The following is an 18,858-nucleotide window of genomic DNA, read 5'->3' on the forward strand; positions in this document are numbered from 1 at the left end:
GTTCAGTCGCACGGCGTTTAGCTCCCCTTCGCCTAAATTTGTCAATTACTCTTGCGTTGGATCGAAGTCAGTGCCGTGCAGGGCGAGCCGAAACGGCAGAATCGACCCGAGAAACACCCCTTCGGCAACCGCCGGGTCGCTTTGCAGAAATCTCTCAGCGGACGCGTCATCGAGTGCACGTACGATCGCGATTCCGGCGAACGGCGCGGTTTCCGTGCGGCCTGCGAGCCAAACTCGTCCCGACTCAACGGCGTCGGCGAGGTACATGAAGTGCTCGCCGACGATGCGGGCTTCGTTTTCGGACGGTGCGACGGGCATTTCCGGGCGCGAGGGTCGAACTTGGTACAGGTACAGCGACAACTGGAGACTCCTTCTTGGGGTCCTCTCGCCGGTCCGGCAAGAGCCCTACTGCTTTCGCGACTTCTGGGTTCGGCACTGGGCGGCCCGCCGAGTCGGTCATATATTTGAGGCCGAGCCCTTCGTCCCAGCTCCAGATGCAAGCCCCAATTCGGTTTGCGCGTAGTGCATCGGCGACATCGGTGAACCACGCCGTGCGGCTCGCCGCCGAGACCGATTTGGGATACGCGCCAAACTCTCCGCACCACACAGGCCTTCCCCACTTGCGCGACCACTCGCCTGCGAGGTCAATCCGTTTCCGCACCCTTTCGCGGTTCCACCGCTCCGCGAAATAGTCCACTGCGGATTTGGAACTGCTCAGTCCTTCGGGAAGACTTCCCTGCACCGGATACGGCAGCCCGCGCAGTGCTCGGGTTGATTTGTCGGCCCACGGAGCGCCTTGGTGGGTAAACGCGTACGGTTCGTAGAAGTGGAACGCGTACACAACGTTCGGATCACTGCTTGGACGCAGATCGGCCAGCCGATCCACGCTGCTCCAGTCCGTGACCGTCGCGATGATCGTATGCCTCGGGCAGTGCTTCCGGATCGCCTGAACGCACTGCTCCTGGACCGCCGCCCACTCACCACTTCGGCGCTTGAACGTCGGCTCATTCAGGAGCTCGAAGAAGAGCCGGTCGGGATCGAAACGCCGGTAGTGGTCCGACATCTCTGACCAGAAGGGCACCAGCCCATCGAGCCAGCGCCGCCCTTGTTCAGCTCCGACGCCGACGGCGTCGTAGGGTTTTTTCTCGTCGTGAAGGTCCAGCACCACCGCAATGTCCTCTTCGAAAAGACCCAGGATCGCATCGTCGAGCGCTTTGAGGTAGGTCGGATCGAGGCGCTGAGGGGCATCGGGACGGTAGAAGAGCGCTGGATCCAGCGCGAGTCGCACATGGCCGATGCCCATCCGACGCATCTGACGCATCTCGGCCTGGCTGAGAACCCCGAGTGAACCCGGGGCAAAGCCGGATTCGAAACCTCTGAACCATGTGCTGACTGAGACGCCCTTGCGCAGCCGCTCGACCCTTGTGACCGGGACGGTGTGCCCCGGCCGAGTTTCGGGCGTGGAGCAACCGGCGAGCATGACGGTTGCCACCATCAGGATCCATCGGTCTCGCGCTACGCAACCCATCGTGATCCTATGTTGACTCGTACGGGCGACCCAAATGCTGTGGCGCATCATTTCCCCTGCCCACCACCACGAGAACCACCAGGGCCAGCACGTATGGAAAGGCAACGAGCGCCTGCGAAGGGATCCACGTGACGCCGGTCGCTTGCAGTGTGAATCGCGATGCCTCGGCCGTAGCGATGAACACGCAGGCGAGATAGACCCACGGGGTGCGCCACCTACCAAAAGAGACCATGGCAAGCGCCATGAACCCCTTGCCTGCGGGCATCCCCTCGTTGAAAGTCCCGGTCAGTCCGACCGCCAAGTAAGCGCCCGCCAGCCCAGCAAGCGCTGCGCCAATGCACGCCGCTTGGAGCCTCAGCTTGGGGACGGAATGGCCCACCGACTGCAGAGCGCGGGGCATCTCTCCCGCCGATCGCACTGCGAGCCCCCAGGCCGAGTGGTGGATCGCAACACTCAGACCGGCGGCGACCAGCAGGGCAATCGGCAGCATCACGTCGAACCCGTGCCATTTCGGTAGCGTGGGTACCGACAAGAGTTGACCACTCTCTCCGAATCGTGATCGGAAGAGCGTGTTGGTGAGGCCCAGCACGAACAAGTTCAGTGCAACGCCGATGACAACCTGATCGCGGGAGAGCTTGATGGTGAACACGGCTTGGAGCAATCCTAATAGAACTCCCACGGCAACGCCTACGAGCAGGCCCAGCACCGGACTCCCGGTTCCGAGCGTCGCCGTCATTCCGAAGAACGCCCCTCCGAGCATCATCCCTTCAAGCCCGACGTTCACCTGTCCTGCCCGCTGGTTGACGACTTCGCCGAGGCTGGCGAGGGCGAGCGGGATGCTGTAGGTTAGCGCGCCAGCGATCAGGGCGATGAGGGCTTCGCTCATGGCGCGGCCTCGCGTCGACGCCTCTCGACCCACCGGCCGGCAGCGACGAAGCCGAACACTGCCAGTGCTTGAATGACGAACAGAATCGCACTCCCGCCACGCACAAAGCGAGCGAGCGTATCGGTCCCAGCGAACAGCGCGCCAAAGTAACCCGCGCTCAGCACTGTTCCGAGCGGATTCAGACCACCCAGAAGCGCCACCGGAATCGCCAGGAACCCCCAGTCTTGGGAGAACGAGCGGGCGAGCTGCCCCGCGACGGCGGTGTACTGGATGCCACCCGCGAGTCCGCACAGCGCCCCCGAGATGGCCATCGCCTGAATTTTCACGCGCCCCGGCGAAAGACGATTCGCCTCGGCAACGGCAGGGTTATTGCCCACCACTCGCAGCACAAAACCTGCCCGGGAACGGAAAAGCCACAGCGCACAGAGTGGCGCAAGCGCCAAGGCGTAGAAGACGCCAGCGTGCAAATCGGTGCTGACTGAGTACCTCGCCAGCATCGCCGATTGCGGGAGCATATCGGTCATGGGCAGCTGACCCTTATGTTCTTTAAGCGGCCCGTTCACGGCCCAGTCCAGCATTTGGATCGCGATGAAGTTGAGGAGGATCGTGGAGATGATGACCTGCACGCCGCGGCGCACGCTGAGCCAACCCGCCAATGAGGCATACAACCCGCCGCCGACGCAGCCCGCGACCAAGATCGTCACGTTGAGAGCGATCGGATTCAGGTTGGGCGCGAGCTTGTACATCGTCGCGCCAAGTAACCCGCCCACCACGTACTGCCCCTCGCCCCCGATATTGATCATGCCCGCGCGCCAGGCAATGCCAATCCCAAGGCCGGTGATGAGCAGCGGGGTCATGTTCACGAGCGACCGCGCGCGCCCCTGTGGCGAGCCGAGCGCTCCCTCATAGAGCCAATTCAGCGACGGCCCAAGGGGCATGCCAAAGGCCACCAACGTCACCACGAGGACGACCATGAGTCCTGCTGCAATCAGCAGCACCGAACCCAACGCTCTCATCCCGATCCTCCGACCCACGTTGCCGCCAATTCACCGGTTCGGAGTTCGCCGCGCGACATGATCGCGTAACGATCGCACAGCGACTGAAGCTCATCCAGGTCGGCGGTGAACAAGATGACCGCACACCCGCGCTCCGCCGCCCGGACCAACTGCTGTTGGACGAACTCTGCGGCCCGAAAATCAAGTCCGCGCGTGGGATTCAGCGCCACCAGCACTTCGGGACCCGCGTCCACAATGCGGCTCACGATGACCTTTTGCTGGTTGCCGCCGCTGAGCGTCGAGACTGCATCGCGCAAGTTCCCCACCTTGATCGCGTACTCAGCCACCATTCGTTCGGCCCACCCACGGATGCGCTGCGGTTGCAACCAACCCGCCTTCACGAACCCCTCTCGGTCCAAGACACCCAAGGTGAGGTTGTCTTCGATCGACATCCCGAGCGCGAGTCCCTGGCGCTGTCGATCTTGGGGGATATAAGCGACGTTCGTCGGTGCATTGAGAGTCCCGGACCGGACCCGCCGTAAGCCCGCAAGCGCCTCGGCAAGCTCTGATTGGCCGTTCCCGTCAACTCCACCGATGCCCAAGATTTCTCCGTGGCGCACGCTCATGTCCACTTCGCGTGCCGCTACTTCGCCACGGTCCCCATCGACCACCAGGCACTTTGCCTCCACGGCGATCTCCCCGGGGTTACGTACGGGTGGGGCAGGCGGGGCAGGCAATTCACCCACCATCCAAGTCGCAAGGGTCCCTTCGTCCACCTCCGAGATTGGTGCGGTGGCGATAAACTTTCCCCGTCGCAATACGGTGACCCGGTCGGCGACGGACATGATCTCGCTGAGTTTGTGAGCGATTAGAGCCACCGTGCGCCCCCCATCGCGCAACTGACGCAGCACTCGGCTCAGGTCCTCGACCTCCGCTGGTGACAGGACAGCGGTTGGTTCGTCGAAGATCAGCACTTCGGCATCCGTTGCGAGCAAGCGCACGATCTCCAAACGCTGTTGCTCGCCCACCGCGAGTTGGCCGGTAAGTGCATGCGGGTCAAGCTCCCAGCCGAGTTCGCACCCCAAAGTCAGCGCTTTGTTCGCTCGCCGCTCCAGGTCGAGTGATGACCCCAACCGATCGAGGGTGGTCATCGCCAAGTTCTCGGCCACGGTGAAAGCTGGAACGAGCATGAAATGCTGGTGGACCATGCCGATCCCGGCGCGACGTGCGTCCGCTGCGGATCCAAACTTCGTAGGCACTCCCTGAACTAAGATCTCCCCAGAGTCCGCCTCGTACTCGCCCGCCAAGACGTGCATCAGGGTCGATTTCCCCGCGCCGTTCTCTCCTAAAACTGCGTGGATCTCTCCCGGACGAAGATCCAAGTGAACTCCGTCCAGCGCCTGAACCGCCCCAAAGGCTTTGCTCAGATTCCGGACGCTCAGCGTGAACTCGGTCAGAACTTGTCCTTCGGCACCAAAGCGGGGTTCGAAGTGATCTCTTCCCGCACTTTGGCGAGACGCTCCTTCACAGCGGGATCGAGCTTGGCTTCGACGTCGGGTCGGATCACAAAATCGATCGCTTTCTGGGCCATGCCGATGGTCGTAATCCCGCCCTCGTACGTCCCCGCTTTCACCGCCTTGCCGACTTCCAGGAAGGCAGGATTCGCAACGATCACTGCGCTCGCAACCACCGCGCCGCTCGTATTGCTGTTTTGGTTGGCGTTCGCTCCCAGCGCAAAGGCACCCTTCTCTTTGCACGCATCGAAGACCGTCTGAGCGAGATTATTCGCCTGGTGAATCACAAAATCCGCGCCGTCGTTCAGGACAGCGAGCGTCGCCTGTCGTACGGCGATTGAGTCCGCGCTGAGGTCGATGGGGATCGTGCGCACCACGATCTTGGGGTTCGCCGCCTTTGCCCCCGCCTCGAACGCCTTGAAGGTCGAGGCGATGCTGGGGATCGCACTGAAACCAACCATCGCTAGCTTGCCGGTCTTGGACTGCATCGCGGCGAACATCCCCGCCATATAGAATCCGTCCTCCAACTGGAACCGAAATGCGCCCGCGTTCTTGGCAGTCAGACCACCGCTGCTGCTGATGAACACCGTGTTCGGGAAGAGCTTTGCAATCTCGGCACCCGGCTCGTTGTACTCATAGCCGTGCCCGATGACCAGCTTGTAGCCATCCTGAGCGTAGGTTCGCATGGCATCGCGAATCTTTGGACCCTGGGCTTCACTGGCAACTACTTCTGCCCCGAGCGCTTTTGCCATGGACTGAAGCCCCTCGTAGGCCATCGCGTTCCAGCCCGCGTCACTTACCGGACCTGGAGTGATCAAAGCGACTTTGAACTTCTCGGATTTGGACGCGGTGGGTTCGGTGGTTCCGTCCTTCGCGGCGGTCTGCCCACCCGTACAACCGAGGACGACAAAGGCCGCGCCTACCATGAGCCAAGTGCGAAACTTCATAGCCGTACAGATTACACTGACCACGACAACTTTGCGCCGACTCCACGGAGTATCTTTTGCTTATGAACGAGCCATTGCTGAAGAAGCTGACGGAGGCCCACGGCGTCCCTGGACAAGAAGACAAGATTCGCGCAATCGTCCGTGAAGAGTTGACCGTTACGGGCGAGCTGGACGTCGATTGGATGGGCAACCTGAGCTGCACCGTCTCGCCCAAGGGTGTCAACTCGCCAATGCGCGTGATGATCGCCGCACACATGGATGAGATTGGCTTCATCGTCAAGTACATCGACGACCAAGGATTTCTAAAGCTTCAGCCACTGGGTGGTTGGGACCCGCGCCAAATGGCCGCTCAACGCGTGATCGTTCACACCGCCACCGGCCCAATCCACGGCGTGCTTATGATCCAGTCCAAGCCGAAGCATTTGCTCAGCCCGGACGAGATGGGGAAAGCACCGGCCATCGAGTCGTTCTTCGTGGACATTGGGATGAACGCCGAGACCGCGAATGCCGCGGTGAGCCTCGGCGATATGGTGACCATGAACCGAGACTTCCAGACGATGGGAGACCTATGCACGTGCAAGGCCATGGACGACCGAGTCGCGCTGTACGTGATGATCGAAGCTCTGCGCGCGGTGAAGTCGCACCAGGTGGAGATCGTGGCCGTTGCCACGGTGCAAGAGGAGATCGGTCTGCGCGGAGCAAGCGCCAGCGGTTCGGCAGTGAAGCCCGATGTGGTGATTGCCATCGACGTCACCCTCGCAAACGACATCCCGGGCATCCCGGATTCGGACGCGATTACTCGCCTCGGCAAGGGTGCCGCAATCAAGATCATGGACTCTTCCCTGCTGTGTCACCCCAAGTTGGTCAAACACTTCCGGACCGTCGCGGAGAAGAACGAGATCGCGCACCAGATGGAGATCCTTCCGGCGGGCGGTACCGATGCGGGTGGGATTCAGCGACTTCACGGCGGTATCCCTGCGTTCACCCTGTCGGTCCCATGTCGATACATCCACACAGTTAACGAGACTGTGCACCGTGCCGATGTGGATGCCGCGGTCGCGCTGTTGGCCCGATACCTCGAAGATGCACATAACGGCGACTACCGCATGATCTGAGGCGTATACTTCAGCGCATGGAAGCCATCATCGCCGGCATCGTCCTCGCTCTGGCCCAGCCTAGCGCGTACCCTCTCGCAGAGAAGGAGGGGCTGCACCCGGGACGGGGCGGCATGATCTGGTACGGATCGAACAATTTCGGCCCTCGGCCCGCTGGTGTGGTTGTTGACACGATCGTCCTTCACCACACCGCAGGCACGACCATGATGGGAGTCTGCAAGTGGTTCGCCATGACCGAGAGTCAGGCAAGCGCGCACTACACCATCGGCAAGGACGGGGCGATTGTCCAGCACGTTTCGACGTTCAACCGCGCATGGCACGCCGGCAAAAGTATCGACCATTTTGGTCGGGAGAACGTCAACAACTTCTCGGTCGGATTTGAGATGGACAACGTCGGCGATGGGAAGGATCCCTGGACCGATGCCCAGGTTGATGCGTGTGTGCGCCTCATTCGCGTTCTCAAGACGTACCGGTTCAAGGACATCAAGTACATCACGAGTCACGAGTACGTCGCCGAGCCCCGCGGACGCAAGAACGATCCGCTGAATTTCCCTTGGGACCGATTGATTGACACGGCCAAGAAATACGGACTGGAACTGATCTACAAGCTCGACGAGCAGCCCAAGAAGCGTCAGTAATCGACCGGTCGCAAGTAGAACTCACCAATTGCGCTCGAGGAGAGCATCGCAACGGTCGGTAGTCGGCGCTTCCAGTGCGTCGCATCCACGCGCTTCCAGACCAGCTCCACTTCATGCGGGTCGAATCCGCGGGCAACCAATTGATCCATTCGGTAGCCGTTGCACAGGAAGTGCAAGATCCGATCTGCTCGGCGATAGGTGATCCCAAAGTCGCTTTCATCGGTCTGACCTTTGATCAGGTCTGCGCTTGCGGGTTTGTCTATGATCACTTCGGGCACTCCAAACACCCGGGCAACTTCCCAGACCTGTGACTTGAAGAGGTCCCCGAGCGGGTTGATCGGCGGGGAGTCGTCGGCATGCCACGTGTAGTAGCCGAACAGCCGCTCGCTCTTGTTTCCAGTTCCGATCGGCAGTGCTCCTAGCTTAGCGGACTGGTCGAACAAAACAATCATGCGCGCGCGGGCACAGATGTTTCCGATTCGGTGCGAGCTAATCTCGGGTTCGGCGGCCGTCACATAGCCGTCGACCATCGCGGTGATGTCGATGGTGCGCGCGGTCAGTCCAAGATCGTCGATGACCAACTGCGCGTGGTCCAGGCTTTCTTGCGAAGAGACCTTGTACGGCATGCGAATGGTGTGGACGTTCTCCGGCCCAAAGGCTCGGGCGCAAAGGTACGCGACCACCGCGGAGTCCACCCCGCCCGAGAGCCCAAGCACCGCTTTTCCGATTCCGCGTCGCCGAATACACTCGTCGCGCAAGAACATCACCAGCCAGTCTGCAACCGCCTGAGCATCGATGGCCAGCGGATCCAGGGTCGGCGGTTCAGAACGCAAAATGGGCACGCTCATGGATTGCATGATCGTACCTGCAGGAGGGTCGATGGACCTAGACGTGAATCGTTTCGCTTCTGGAAGTTGTAGAGTAGATCAGGAGTTCAAAAAAACCATGACCAGCATTCTAAAGACGATAGCGATTGTGATCCTTGCGATCATCGGTTTCAGGATCGCCGTTGGATTGGCTTTTGGATTGATCGGGGTGATCCTCAAGTTCGGCTTTGCCGCGCTAGCGCTCGGCGCGATCATCTACATGATCTATTCTCTGTCCGGCGGACGCAAAGCTCTCGGCGGCGTTCGCAATCCTCTCCCTTAACACGAGGCGGACGAAGCAACAGAAGTCCTGGGCTGCGATGGCCCAGGACTTCTTTTTGTGCTAAACCTCTTGCTATGAGTCTTGCCCCGCTCGTTGCACTTCTGGCCACCCAACTCGGCGCGACCGCCGACCGCGACAGCTACGGCGTTCCGACAATCGCCGCGCCCAGCGAGCCATTAGCCTATGAGGCCATGGGTTATGCCGTGGCGCAAGACCGGCTCTGGCAAATGGAGAGTAGTCGCCGCATCGCGCGGGGTCGCATGGCCGAAGTCGTCGGCAGTAGCGCAGTCGCGAGCGACATCCAGGTCATCAAGACCGGCTACACCGACGACGAGCTTCAAGTGCAATTCGACGGCATGCGCGCCAAGACTCGCGACAACTGGGTCGCCTATGCCAAAGGAGTCAACCGGTACATCGAGGACGCGCGAGCCGCGGGCAAGCTGCCGAAGCAATACGGCGAATACAACTTGTCACCGGAACCCTGGTCGGTTGTCGACTCGGCGGCGATCGCGACGATGATGTCCGCGAGATTCGGCTCTGGAGGCGGCTATGAGCTGGTGCAGTGGGCTGCGAGCAAATACCTGAAGACGCAGAAGTGCGCCGACCGGTACCTGGACGTGATGGACGACATCGCCTGGCAGAACGATCCCGCGTCACCGACGACGGTGGCCAAGGAAGACGAGGGTCAGTGCACCCCCATGCAGTTCCCGATCGCCACCCGGGCCGACACGAGCCGGCAGTTGGCTGCGCTGCCAGCTGCCTCGCTCCTTGAGCTCTTACCCGCGATACGGATCGCGTACTCCGAGCCGACCATCGATCTGGCGATGCAGTACTCCGCGCCCTTCAAAGTAGGCTCATACGCCGTAGTCGTGAGCGGCAAACGATCTCGAACGGGTGTGCCGCTGCTACTCGGCGCACCCCAGATGGGGCACGGCTCGCCCAGCATCGTGCACGAAGTGGTTCTGAAGACCCCGACGCTCAAAGTCCGCGGACTCGATGTCCCCGGCGTCCCGGGAGTACTCATCGGTAGCACCCCCACCGCGGCGTGGACTCTGACGACGGGCGTTGCCGACACGACCGACATCTTCGTGAGCACTCGCTCGGGCGACGGGCTCGCGTACGGCAGCGGCAAGCTTGCGATCCAGCGTTCGTCACGTGTGTTGAAGGTCAGGGGGGAGCCTGACCAAGACGTGGCCCGGCAGCGCACCGAGTTCGGGCCGGTGATCCACGAGGTCGCCAGCAGCAAGTCTGTTTTCGTCCGACGCAGCACCATCTGGATGCGAGAACTCCAGACGTATGACCAAGCATCGGACCTGGGTCGGTGCCGTACCGCAAAGGACGTGCTGGAGATTGGCCGCAACATCTCACTGGGCTTCAACCTATTCTTCGCGACGCAAAGCGGCGAGACTGGGTGGGTCTACTGCGGGCTGTTGCCGAAGCGAGCAGATGGTGTGGACGCACGCTTCCCCACTCCGCTGACGCCCGAGCTGAATTGGCGCGGCGCAGAGTCGATCGGAGCAGCGGTTCACGTCGTGAACCCCAAGTCTGGACTGCTGAGCAATTGGAACAACAAGCCGATCTCGTGGTGGCCAAATCTCGACACCCCGGCTTGGGGCGCACTATTCCGAGTCGATGCGTTGCGGGCGGCAATCCCTTATTCACAGCTCGGCCCGAGCGATCTGGAGGACGTGACACCAAGGATCGCCAAGAGCGACGATGCAACACTCGGTGCATTCCTCCCGACGTTGCGCAAGGCGCTCAAGACGCCGTTTGGTGAAGAGGTGGCCGATACCGCGGCGCGCGAACTCCTCGGTTGGGACGCGCGCAACACAGCGGGCAGCGTCGGAGCGCGCATCTACTCGCAATGGGTGCGAGAGATGCGAACGTTGATCTTTGCCGAGCAGACTGGCAACTTCATGAGCCAGAGCACCTTTGACCAGGCCACGCAACCGAGCGTCATACTCCGCGCGATTCAGCGACGCACCAAGTACGACTTCCTCGGGAAACGCGATCCCGTTTCCCTCGCTCGCACTGCGTTCGAAAACGTGGTGAAGCAACTCTCCAAAGTGGATCGGCGAGTCGGTACCTGGCGCTACTCCCCCTCGGTAATGAACTACGCCGGTCAAACTCCGGTGCCTTACAACAATCGGGGCACTTTCATCCAGATCGTCGAACTGGGCAAGCAAGTCTCGGTCCGGTCAATCACCGCCCCCGGGATCTCCGAAACAGAACCGCACGCCAACGATCAAGTGCCGTTGGCGCGCGGATTTATGTTCAAGCCCGTCTTTACGTGGGATTAGAGCGCTTCGCCTTCCTTCTCGTAGTTCTCGCTGAGGAGCAGGTAGTCGAAGAAGTCGATGGTGCCGTCCATATTGAAGTCAGCACCCGCATTGACGAGGTATCCGGGGTCCGGGTCCGAGGTTTCGTAGCCGCTACTTAGGATGAGATAGTCGAACAGGTCGATCATATCGTCAGCGTTCGCATCACCCGCCAAAAGCTGGATCGTCGAGCTCTCGTATCCCCAGGTATCCAGGTTCACGTTCAGTCGGCGTGACAGGCATCGCGGGCCTCGAATGTCGATCGTCGCCGGGCCACGTAACGTCGTAATTTTGGTTCCGGTGATCGGGTTGCCCAGGGTGCCGCTGGAGGCGGAGCTACCCGTCATGGCGAAGCTAACTGGAGATCCCGTCGTCGGAGTGATCGTCACGTTAATCGGGAGTCCGTTGCCGTCGCCAGCGAACCCTTGCAACGCCGCCTTGAGCTTGATCGGCGCAGGCGAATTGGTGTTCATGATCATGCGCCAGCTGCTCGTGCCGCCGCCGAAGCCGCTGAGCACCGTACCAGTGGGATTGCCGCGGGCAAACTTCGTGATGACCGTGCCCGACGTCGTGAGGATGCTGCCATCCGTCAACTCCATACATCCACGGGGGCCCTGGACGTTGTACTTTGCCACTTCGACACCGGCCGGCGTGAACTCGTACAGGGCGTTCCCTTTGTCCGGGTGCGCGGTAGTCGGCAAGCTGAAGACCGACACCAGGATGTTACCGTCGGCCAACTCATGCACCTGCTGGGAGAACGGATATCCTTCGACGAAAACGCCGAGGGGAAGACCGGTGGATGAGTACCGCATAACCTGCGGAGGGGTTGGCTCACTGCTTCCCCACGCGGTAGATCGGCTAACGAGAACGTCGCCGTTGCGCAGCTGCACCGGGAACCAAGGCTTAGAAACCGAGGCGAAAACCTTCACAAAGTTTCCGTTCGAGTCGTACTCCACGACCTGATCCAAGTCGCCGAGGCTGATGAGGTAGTTTCCTGACTTCAGGCGGGCGATCCCACGCGGGTTGCCCGTGCCAGCACCGAAGTTGATGAACACTCCGAGGTAAACGCCCGTGTTGCTGAATCTCTGGACGTTGTCGTTACCTTGGTCGCTCACCAGAATCGTATCCCCTGGGCCCTGAGCACAACTCAGCGGGATCGAAAACGACGGGGTCGCGGGTGCGATCACGTTGTCGATCCAGGTGCCAAATCCGTCCATGCGCATCACGCGCTTGCCATTTGGGTTACCCACGCTGGCAGAAAGCGAGTCTGGAATGTACACGCCAGGCGGCAGAGCCACGCAGACTCCGGCTACAAGGAGTGTCAATGCTGAAGTTAGAATCTTGGTCATGATCAGGGGGGTCCTATCCTTTGTACTGCAAAGTAATACTTTATGATACTGCCAATAACGTGCATAACGTGCCCGCGCGATACTAGACTTCGGCACAAAATGCCGAGACCCATGCGCCCTCTAGGTGGCTTTGCTCGACGGCGTGGAGCACCCGCTGATTGCGCACCCCATCCTCGAAGTTCGGAGCAAACTTCGCCCCTCCGCGCATTGCGGTGAGAGCCTCCGAGATTAGGTTCACGAACGTGTGCTCGTAACCCAAAATATGGCCCGCGGGCCAATATCGCCCCGCGTACGGATGGTCGCCCTGCGTAACCTGGATTCGCTGAAATCCCTGCGTGTGCGAACTCGCCGCCGCGTCAAAGAACTCCAACTCGTTCATTCTCTCCAGGTCGAAAGCCACCGAGCCCTTCGAGCCGTTGATCTCGAATCGATTTGCGTTCTTGCGACCCGTGGCAAACCGGGTCGCTTCGAAGGTGCCGCGGGCTCCGTTCTGAAACTTTGCGAGGAACATCGCGGCGTCGTCCACGTCGACTGGTCCTCTCTGCGTGGGGTCGTCCGGCAATGGACGCTCGGCGATAAAAGTATGCAAGTGCCCGCATACTGAGTCAAACTCGCCTACCAGGTAACGCGCCAAGTCGATCAAGTGGGCATTGAGGTCACCGTGGACTCCCGAGCCCGCCTGGTCGCGCTGAAGTCGCCAGACGCGCGGGAACTGCGGATCGACGATCCAGTCCTGAAGGTACACCGCGCGGATGTGGCGCACTTCGCCCAGCCGTCCTTCGTCGATGATCTGCCTCGCCAGCGCGACCGCGGGCGCGAACCGGTAGTTATGAAACAGACCGTGGAAGACCTTCGAGTCGCGCGCCTGGGCCAGCATCTTCTGCGCTTCTGCGAGCGTGTTCGCCAGCGGCTTCTCGCACAGCACAGCCTTGCCTGCTTTGGCCGCGGCAATCGCAATCGGAGCGTGCAAGTGGCCCGGCACAGACACGTCGATTAGGTCGATATCGGGATCCTCAACCACCCTTTGCCAGTCAGTTTGAGTATTTGCCCAACCGAATTGGTCGGCGGCTTCCCGCAGCGGCCCCTCGGTACGGCCGCAGAGCGTGTGCATCACCACCTCGCACGGCAGGTCAAAGAAACGCCCCACCTGGCGGTAGGCATTGCTGTGTGCCTTGCCCATGAACTGGTAGCCGATCATCCCCACATTGACTCGCGGTTTCGCCATATTCCGATGATGGGGCCCTTGCCCGTTGCACGTCAACCGGCTCCTTTTTGACAAGACAAACGTCTATGAAAAGAGGTCATGGACACGGGGCAGTATCTCGATACAGAAGTCATGTACGTGAAGGGGGTTGGGCCCAACCGCGTCCCACTGCTGCACAAATTGGGTCTGCGCACGGCTCGCGATATCCTCTACCACTTCCCCCGGCGATACGAAGACAGAACGCAGCTGCCCCCCATGCGCGAGCTTTGCGACGGCCAGACGGTGACCGTCCGCGGCGAGCTCATCAACCTGGAAACTCGATCCCTTCGCGGGGGAAAGGTTCTGCTACGCGCGACGCTCAGCGACGGTACCGGCCGGGTCACTCTGGTGTGGTTCAATCAGCCGTGGCTTCGGAAGAAGCTGGAGCACTACAACCGAGAGGTGATCGCGTTCGGGACGATCAAGCAGCGCGAGTGGTCGTACGAGATCAGTTCTCCGGAGATCGAGATCATCGAAGACGAGGACGACATCGCCGAGTTCCGGCGCATTGTCCCGGTCTATCCGCTGACCGAGGGGCTGGGGCAAAAGAATGCGCGCTCCATCGTCGCCGAGGTGATCGCCAAGGGACTCAGGGAGATCGACGATCCGCTTCCCGACGACTTCCGACGCGCCCACCGTTTACAACCGTTACAGTGGTCATTGCGCCAAATCCACGCTCCTGAAGATTTGGACAAGCAAGCCGCGGCGCGGAAGCGACTCGTCTTCGAAGAGTTTTTCTTCATGCAGTTGCAGGTTCAGATGCGCCGCAACGAGGTGCAGCGCGAGCTCGGTGTCGCCTTTCAGATCGAGGACGCCGGGGCGCTGCAAGGAACCGGCACACTCTTCGCTGAGCAGCAGGCCATTCGCGAGGGCGAGACCTTGCTCGACAGCGTCCATCGCATGCTGCCATTCACGCTCACCGGCGCGCAGCAACGGGTGATCTCCGAGATCTGGCGCGACATGGCGAGGCCGGTGCCGATGAATCGCCTAGTGCAAGGCGACGTAGGCAGCGGCAAGACCGCGGTCGCCGCGTGCGCGATGCTGGCTGCGATCCGCAACGGTTACCAATCTGCGATGATGGTTCCCACCGAGATCCTGGCTGAGCAGCACGCGGCGAACCTGCATCGGCTATTCGACCCAATCGGAGTGAACGTTGTGCTGCTGACCGGAAAACTCCCCGCCGCCAAGCGCAAGAAGGCGCTCCAACAGGCCGCCGCGGGCGAAGCACAGATCGTGGTTGGGACTCACGCGCTCATTTCAGATGGGGTTGCGTTTGCCAAGCTGGGACTGTGTGTGATCGATGAGCAACACCGATTCGGTGTCATGCAGCGGCTTGCTATTCGGCAGAAGAGCGGCGTCGCTCCTGACGTGCTCGTGATGACCGCCACCCCGATCCCGCGCACGCTCACCATGACCCTCTATGGCGATCTCGATCTGTCGGTCATCGACGAGATGCCCGCCGGTCGCAAGCCTATCAAAACTTATCACAAAGGTCCACATGAACGGACTTCGATCTACTCGGGCTTGCGCAAACTGATCGACGAGGGGCGACAAGCGTACTACGTGACCCCGATGATCGAGGAGAACGCCAAGATCGAGGCGCAAGCCGCTGAGGAAGTTTTCCGCCTACTCAGCCAGGAGGTGTATCCAGACCTGAAAATCGGGCTTCTGCATGGCCAAATGAAGCTCGCGGAGAAGGACGAAGTGATGGGGCAGTTCCGGCGTGGCGATCTCCACATCCTCGTGAGCACGGTAGTGATCGAGGTTGGAGTGGACGTCCCAAATGCAAGCGTCATGGTCATCGAGGATGCCAGCCGTTTCGGCCTCGCGCAGTTGCATCAGTTACGGGGTAGGGTGGGACGCGGCGACGCCCAAAGCTATTGCATCCTCATCGACAATACCCAGAGTTTGGAAGCCAGCGAGCGGATGGGCATCATGGTATCGACGACAGATGGGTTCAAGATTGCCGAGGCAGACTTACGCTTAAGAGGACCGGGTGAGATCGCAGGCACCCGACAGAGCGGCTCCCTAGACTTTCGCCTTGCGGACCTTGTTCAAGACAGCCACCTCCTGGAACAGTCGCGCCAAGCCGCTATAGAACTGTTAGAAACAGATCCCGATCTCAGCTTGCCACAACATGCAAAGCTCCTGGAATGCCTGAGTTCGAACCTACGAGACCGTGCGCTCATGACGGTTTCATAGATTGCTCTAAAGAGATTCCAAAACTGACACCTGTCCATCGCTTGTAATGCGCGATAATTCACATAGATTTTATGTGCATATTGCGCGCGGTCAATGTCGCCCGCCTAGAATCAATTCCAGGAGCATCATTGTATGACCGTACTTGAATTAAAATCGTTGATGGACCAAGGCACAACGCCGTTCTTGCTGGACGTGCGCGAACCGTTCGAGCTGGAAATCTGCCAAATCCCTGGTGCGCTGAGCATTCCCATCAACGATTTGCCGACCCGCATGGGCGAAATCCCGCAAACGGTTGCGGTGGTGGTCTTTTGCCGCTCTGGCGGTCGATCACAGAATGCGGTCGATTATCTCTCGGATCACGGGTACACCCTCGCGGTTAACCTCGACGGTGGCATCCTCGCATGGAGCCGCGACATCGACCCCAGCATGCCGACCTACTGAGCCGATACAATGCGTCCTATGCGACGTTTGCGGCGATCGGTGGGGCATGCCCTTTGCTTGGCAAGTGCAGCGTTCGCCCTGGCGGTACCACCGCTGAAGAAAGAGCCCCAGCCTCTTCCCCCGCCTAACCCGAACGCGGCGGAACCGGAAGTTCTCGCCAGCTCCGCGCTCATCATGGACCTGCAGAGCGGCCGCATCCTTTGGCAACGCTCCGCTGACGTGCCCATGTACCCCGCGAGCACGACCAAGATCCTGACCACGCTCATGCTGTTGGAGCGTACGAAACCCACGGACGTGATCACTGCGCCTGCCGAAGTAACCCAGGTCGGCGAATCGAGCCTACATCTTCAGCCAGGCGAGCAGCTCACCGCTGCCAATCTCGCGCTCGCCATGATGCTGCGTAGCGCGAACGACGCGTGTTTTGCAGTCGCGGTCCATCTCGGTGGAAGCCAAGAGGGTTTCGCGGCTCTGATGAACCGCCGCGCGGTAGAGCTCGGGTGTACCCACACAAACTTTGTGAACCCCAACGGGCTGCACGATCCCAGCCATGTGACCACTGCGCATGATCTCGCAGTCATCGCACGCGCCGCGATGCAGCGGGATGACTTTCGGGCTCTCTGTCGTACTGAGAGTGCGGTGCTCACGCGCAGTCTGAACCAGGCCGATCGACTGGTGAAATCGAAGAACCATCTTCTCGGCGCCGGGATCGGCTGCATCGGCATCAAGACGGGCTACACGGTACCAGCGGGCAAGTGCTTCGTGGGAGCGGCCACCCGCAACGGTTGGGAGTTGATCACGGTGGTCATGAAGTCGCCCGACTGGCAACGCGACACCACCGCGCTGATCGACTGGGCCTATGCGCACTATTCTCTCCAGGAACTCGTGCCCGCCGGGACCGCGGTCGAGATTGCGGTGCCGGGTGACCCGAGAAGGTTCAAGGCGAGGACCGTCGGCAGCTTCAAGGGGGTGGGTCCCATTCAAACCACAGGCGATAAAGTCCAACTGACGCCAAAACCCACGCTCGACTCGGCCGGGTTTCTGGCGGGGCAACGTGTCGGAGAGCTCGCGGTAGCGGTCGGAGGCACCTTTGTAGGGACCGTTCCACTCGTGGCCGCCGAAACCGTCATGTCCCGAAGAGCCGCCGCGACACGACGTCCAGTGGCGCTGGTACTGAGCCTAGCGGGGCTCTCCCTCGCAGGTGTCGTTTGGTACGGGATCCGAACTAGAAAACTCTTCTAAATCGGCCATTTCCCTTGTATAATTAATGTGAGATTGGACCCCAACGACGACGGGTTGAGTCGGCGAACGGTCCCCGTCACCAGGGAAGCTCCAATCGACAACGTGGCTTGAGTAAACGGGTGCTCAATCCACTTCACGGAGCTCGGGTGGGGTCCCTGGCACCATCCCTGACCTAGACCACTCGGCGTCCTCGCCCGGGCTCCAACCTGGAGGTTTTCGGTGAAACGTTTCTTCGCTACCGGTCCGATGTTTGGCCGGGGCGTATTGGTGTGTGTTGTCCTCGGGTGTACCTTCCCTGCTTGGGCCTGGAAGGCGGAGAAGGATTTCTCATTCAAGATGTTCCCCCAAGGCTCGCTCAAGCCCTCGGTGGCATGGACCTACAAGGCTGAAGCGATGAGCCAAACCTTGAGTGCGATCTCCAATCCGCCCGCCCGGAGCGGAAAGGTCGCGGTCACCGCTCCTTCGACGGACACCAAGACGGTGACGGCCGATCTGCGCCCCGATGCGTTTGGCGAAGCCAAGAGTTGGTACACCCTGTTCGGTCCGGGGCCCGCTGAAGGCGAACGCTCCGGTCGAGTCGGCGTGGAAGGGTCGGCGTACATCTTGCCTTTGCCCCTGTTCACGGGGGTGTTCGCTTCAAGTGCAGCGAAGTCGGAAATCGGCTGGCAATGGACCGATGTGAACCGCAAGACCGGAGAGTTGCGGTGGGTCGGTATGTACCACCGCGTCGCCACGACCGCTGGGCCCGCCAAGACAAAGCAGTCACAGAGCATCCGGGACCCCATCGACATTCGATTCTTCGACAGACTCACCGACGATGTCCTATTCACCGATTCGTTCTTCGACGTTTTTATGGAGCTATCCGGTGACGGCGACGGCAGCATGACCCTCGACAGCGGGAAGCTGATAGTGGATACACCCGCAGGTGCTGGAACCGTTCACATCAATGCCGGTAGCGACTACACGGACGTCCGCGGTTCGTTGGAACTTGCCGTCAACAACGGGGTGGTTACGGGAGTGAACACCACCGGCGTCTTCGCTGGGACGATGCCCGCCCTCGGGAGCCCAGCACAGTTTGTGGCCAACATCGGGCTAGTCGATCTCAAGTTCGACTACGATCGGGTGACGCCACAAACGGTCAACGCGGAGCTTCGAGCCACCGTTGAGGGCTCGGGCGCAGTGCCCGAACCCTCTGGAGCGGCGGCCCTGCTCATCGGTAGCGCACTGACCGTGTTTCGCTCACGAAAGCAAGGATGAGCTTCCTCTCGCCCCGGCAATTCGCATGACATCGGTT

The 18,858-nt window shown here is 60.7% G+C and carries 17 protein-coding genes; 8 read left to right on the top strand and 9 right to left on the bottom strand.

Annotated features, from left to right (window positions below; genetic code table 11):
- Positions 1 to 45: 45 nt before the first annotated feature.
- The 6 genes from JNM85_05875 to JNM85_05900 all read right to left on the bottom strand — a co-directional run bounded on the left by JNM85_05875 (position 46) and on the right by JNM85_05900 (position 5,870).
- Positions 46 to 267 (bottom strand): hypothetical protein, encoded by a 222-nt coding sequence (locus JNM85_05875; GenBank protein ID MBL8087584.1) that lies wholly within the window; start codon positions 265 to 267, stop codon positions 46 to 48.
- Positions 245 to 1,528: a cellulase family glycosylhydrolase gene (locus JNM85_05880; protein ID MBL8087585.1), complete on the bottom strand. Its 1,284-nt coding sequence runs from the start codon at positions 1,526 to 1,528 to the stop codon at positions 245 to 247. The genes JNM85_05875 and JNM85_05880 overlap by 23 nt, the downstream gene beginning before the upstream one ends.
- 7 nt (positions 1,529 to 1,535) lie before the next feature.
- Positions 1,536 to 2,414, bottom strand: a complete 879-nt coding sequence (locus JNM85_05885; GenBank protein MBL8087586.1) for an ABC transporter permease — start codon at positions 2,412 to 2,414, stop codon at positions 1,536 to 1,538.
- Complete coding sequence (locus JNM85_05890; protein ID MBL8087587.1) at positions 2,411 to 3,430, bottom strand: ABC transporter permease; 1,020 nt, start codon at positions 3,428 to 3,430, stop codon at positions 2,411 to 2,413. The genes JNM85_05885 and JNM85_05890 overlap by 4 nt, the downstream gene beginning before the upstream one ends.
- Positions 3,427 to 4,791 carry an ABC transporter ATP-binding protein gene (locus JNM85_05895; protein MBL8087588.1) on the bottom strand — a complete coding sequence of 455 codons (1,365 nt, stop codon included), beginning with the start codon at positions 4,789 to 4,791 and terminating at the stop codon, positions 3,427 to 3,429. The genes JNM85_05890 and JNM85_05895 overlap by 4 nt, the downstream gene beginning before the upstream one ends.
- 71 nt (positions 4,792 to 4,862) lie before the next feature.
- The gene (locus JNM85_05900) at positions 4,863 to 5,870 is read right to left on the bottom strand and encodes a BMP family protein (GenBank protein ID MBL8087589.1); all 1,008 of its coding nucleotides are present in this window, start codon (positions 5,868 to 5,870) and stop codon (positions 4,863 to 4,865) included.
- 62 nt (positions 5,871 to 5,932) lie between these two features.
- Here JNM85_05900 and JNM85_05905 point away from each other — a divergent pair, with 62 nt between their 5' ends.
- Positions 5,933 to 6,985 (top strand): M42 family metallopeptidase, encoded by a 1,053-nt coding sequence (locus JNM85_05905; protein ID MBL8087590.1) that lies wholly within the window; start codon positions 5,933 to 5,935, stop codon positions 6,983 to 6,985.
- Positions 6,986 to 7,002: 17 nt separating this feature from the next.
- A complete protein-coding gene (locus JNM85_05910; GenBank protein ID MBL8087591.1) occupies positions 7,003 to 7,623 on the top strand; it encodes an N-acetylmuramoyl-L-alanine amidase in 621 nt (206 codons plus the stop codon).
- Here JNM85_05910 and JNM85_05915 read toward each other — a convergent pair.
- On the bottom strand, positions 7,617 to 8,480 hold the full coding sequence (locus JNM85_05915) for an NAD+ synthase (GenBank protein ID MBL8087592.1): 864 nt from the start codon (positions 8,478 to 8,480) through the stop codon (positions 7,617 to 7,619). The two genes, JNM85_05910 and JNM85_05915, sit on opposite strands and share 7 nt — an antisense overlap.
- A gap of 88 nt (positions 8,481 to 8,568) precedes the next feature.
- On the opposite strand from JNM85_05915, the gene JNM85_05920 reads away from it, so the two are divergent.
- Together JNM85_05920 and JNM85_05925 are read left to right on the top strand one after the other, a co-directional pair.
- On the top strand, positions 8,569 to 8,772 hold the full coding sequence (locus tag JNM85_05920) for a hypothetical protein (GenBank protein ID MBL8087593.1): 204 nt from the start codon (positions 8,569 to 8,571) through the stop codon (positions 8,770 to 8,772).
- 74 nt (positions 8,773 to 8,846) lie between these two features.
- Positions 8,847 to 11,072 (top strand): penicillin acylase family protein, encoded by a 2,226-nt coding sequence (locus tag JNM85_05925; protein ID MBL8087594.1) that lies wholly within the window; start codon positions 8,847 to 8,849, stop codon positions 11,070 to 11,072.
- Here JNM85_05925 and JNM85_05930 read toward each other — a convergent pair.
- Positions 11,069 to 12,439, bottom strand: a complete 1,371-nt coding sequence (locus JNM85_05930; GenBank protein ID MBL8087595.1) for a hypothetical protein — start codon at positions 12,437 to 12,439, stop codon at positions 11,069 to 11,071. The genes JNM85_05925 and JNM85_05930 overlap by 4 nt on opposite strands.
- 82 nt (positions 12,440 to 12,521) lie before the next feature.
- Positions 12,522 to 13,664, bottom strand: a complete 1,143-nt coding sequence (locus JNM85_05935) for a Gfo/Idh/MocA family oxidoreductase (protein ID MBL8087596.1) — start codon at positions 13,662 to 13,664, stop codon at positions 12,522 to 12,524.
- Between the two features lie 78 nt (positions 13,665 to 13,742).
- Between JNM85_05935 and recG the strand changes: the two genes are divergently transcribed.
- The 4 genes from recG to JNM85_05955 all read left to right on the top strand — a co-directional run bounded on the left by recG (position 13,743) and on the right by JNM85_05955 (position 18,821).
- On the top strand, positions 13,743 to 15,884 hold the full coding sequence (gene recG / locus JNM85_05940; GenBank protein ID MBL8087597.1) for an ATP-dependent DNA helicase RecG: 2,142 nt from the start codon (positions 13,743 to 13,745) through the stop codon (positions 15,882 to 15,884).
- Between the two features lie 132 nt (positions 15,885 to 16,016).
- Positions 16,017 to 16,325 (top strand): rhodanese-like domain-containing protein, encoded by a 309-nt coding sequence (locus JNM85_05945; GenBank protein ID MBL8087598.1) that lies wholly within the window; start codon positions 16,017 to 16,019, stop codon positions 16,323 to 16,325.
- A gap of 18 nt (positions 16,326 to 16,343) precedes the next feature.
- Complete coding sequence (locus JNM85_05950) at positions 16,344 to 17,564, top strand: D-alanyl-D-alanine carboxypeptidase (protein MBL8087599.1); 1,221 nt, start codon at positions 16,344 to 16,346, stop codon at positions 17,562 to 17,564.
- Positions 17,565 to 17,783: 219 nt separating this feature from the next.
- Positions 17,784 to 18,821 carry a hypothetical protein gene (locus JNM85_05955; GenBank protein ID MBL8087600.1) on the top strand — a complete coding sequence of 346 codons (1,038 nt, stop codon included), beginning with the start codon at positions 17,784 to 17,786 and terminating at the stop codon, positions 18,819 to 18,821.
- The last annotated feature ends 37 nt before the right edge of the window (positions 18,822 to 18,858 follow it).

Source organism: Chthonomonas sp., assembly GCA_016788115.1.
Lineage (GTDB): Bacteria > Armatimonadota > Fimbriimonadia > Fimbriimonadales > Fimbriimonadaceae > UBA2391.